Below are 2147 nucleotides of genomic sequence, written 5' to 3' on the forward strand. Positions count from 1 at the left end.
GCGACCAAATACCCGAGAGTGGCCGATGCATTAGGGCGTGGTGGCGCTGGTCCGGGGAGTGGCTTTGGGATTCTCGACTGCGATCAGGCTTGGACTACCTGCGCTGACGATGGGCTTCTCCAAGGCCTATCTCGATTCGCGACACGAACAGCGAAGCAGCGTAGGTCGCTCGCCAAGTGGCGTCGCTCTCGCTGGGGTAGTTACACGTTGACACGTACCTGTCAGGCTGAGCCCTGCGTCGGTACGCTGCGCGCGGGCGCTCAGCCTTTTCGGCGGTGACTACTCACAGCGGTAGCGGCCTCACTGGTGCCAGGTTCTTGTGATGGCCCACCTTGTCAAGGTGGAGCGCCTGGGCTTCCCCCCGGGATGTGGACACCGGGTTATGCCGCGATCTGTTGCAGGGTAGCTGATGTGAGGGTTCGTTCGTAGGCGGCTGGGCTGTGGTAGCCGAGGGCTGAGTGGCGTCGGCGGTGGTTGTAGAAGGCGATCCAGCGGAATACGTCACGGCGGGCGTCGGCCTCGGATGCCCAGGTGTGATGGTCGACGTCGAGTTCGCGTTTCAGGGTGGCGAAGAACGCCTCGGCGAGGGCGTTGTCATACGACGTGCCGGTCCGACCGGTCGAGCGGCGCACACCGTGCCGGTCGCAGACGGCGGCGAAGGCGGTGCTGCCGTACTGGGATCCCTTGTCCGAGTGGAAGATGACGCCGTCGACCCGGCCACCGCGGGCGGTGACAGCGGCGTTGAGGGCGTCGATGACGAGGCCGGCTCGCATGTGGGTGTTGATCGACCAGCCGACGAGCCGGCGGGTGGCGATGTCGATGACCGTGGCCAGGAACAGCCAGCCCCCGCCGACGCGGAGATAGGTGATGTCGCCGCACCACCGCTGATCAGGCGCGGTGGCGGTGAAGTCCCGGCCGATCAAGTCCGCCACCGGCGTTGCGGCCGGGTCCGGGACCGTCGTACGCCTGCGGCGGCGCAGGTGCCGGCCGGCGATGCCGCGCTGGCGCATGACGCGTTCGATCCGCTTCCGATTGACCGGCACGCCTTGGGCCCGCAGTTCGACGGTCACCCGCGGCGAACCGTAGGTACCGCCGGAATCGGCGTGGACGGCGGCGATCTGCTCCGCGAGCTGGTCCTCCGCTGCGGCCCGGTGACGGCGGGCCGGCTCGGCGGCGATCCAGCGGTAGAACCCGGACCGCGACACCGCCAGGACCCGGCACAGCCGCTTGACGCCATACGAGGCCCGGTGGGTGGAGATGAACCGGAAGCGGCTGGTCACCGATCCATCTCCCTGGCGAAATACGCGGCTGCCTTGCGCAGGATCTCCTTCTCCACCCGCAACTCGGCGACCTCGGCGCGGAGCCGGGCGATCTCGGCGTCCTTGTCCGCCGCCGACAACCCGCCACCAGCCGCCGCGTCCTGCGGCCGGGCCGGCGGGTCCTGCCGACGGACCCAATTCCGCAACGTCTCGTGACTCAATCCCAGCTCACGAGCGACCTCGTTGATCGGCCGACCCGACGACCGGACCAACTCGACCGCATCACGCCGGAACTCTTCCGTGTACTTCGACGGACGCCCCAACAGGGACACCCCTTCCTCTGGACCAACGTCCAGTCTCAGGGTGTCCACATCTCAGGGGGAAGCCCACGCCCTACTGGACGAACGACCTTGACAAGGTGAGCCATCACGTAAGAGAAGATGGCGGTGGGGAGGGTGTCACCGCACCGCAACATCTGCTGTGACCGCAGCTCAGCTCTGGTGACAGGCCTTCGCGCCCTGCTCCTCGGCCATGTCGCTTACCTGGGCTGGCGGCACCCGGCTATCAGACGTTTGCCGAGCGATCCCATGAAAAGATTCGCTGGGTAGCCGGCGGCCAGCAGATTGAACCCGCAACACGCCATACATGCCAGGATTACCACTGCAACAACCGCCAGAACGATCCACATCGTAATAGACGAACCGGTCGTCTCCGGCATGGTCGATGGACGGCTCTGTTGCGTTGAGCGTTGGCAAATTCGAGGCAGGCTTGAGTTGCCCTGTGTCAACCCCTGGGTCGGGCGGCCGTTGGTTGGTCTTGGTTGAGGAGGGTTTGGAGGGCGCCGTGGGCGGCTGGGTTGTAGGGGACGTTGTCTTGCCAGCAGCGCCA

2 protein-coding genes are annotated in these 2147 nt (G+C 66.4%); both read right to left on the reverse strand.

All coding sequences use genetic code 11. The features are described 5' to 3' along the window. Positions 1-380 precede the first annotated feature (380 nt). A protein-coding gene (locus tag ABD901_RS58390; protein ID WP_380138958.1) for an IS3 family transposase occupies positions 381-1582 on the reverse strand; the annotation gives its coding sequence in 2 pieces (ribosomal slippage) (positions 381-1295 and positions 1298-1582; 1200 coding nt in all). A gap of 168 nt (positions 1583-1750) precedes the next feature. Further along, on the reverse strand, positions 1751-2147 hold a 397-nt coding region (locus tag ABD901_RS58395; protein ID WP_345144984.1), incomplete at its 5' end, for a hypothetical protein.

The sequence above is a fragment of the Dactylosporangium darangshiense genome (genome assembly GCF_039537565.1).
GTDB lineage: Bacteria > Actinomycetota > Actinomycetes > Mycobacteriales > Micromonosporaceae > Dactylosporangium > Dactylosporangium darangshiense.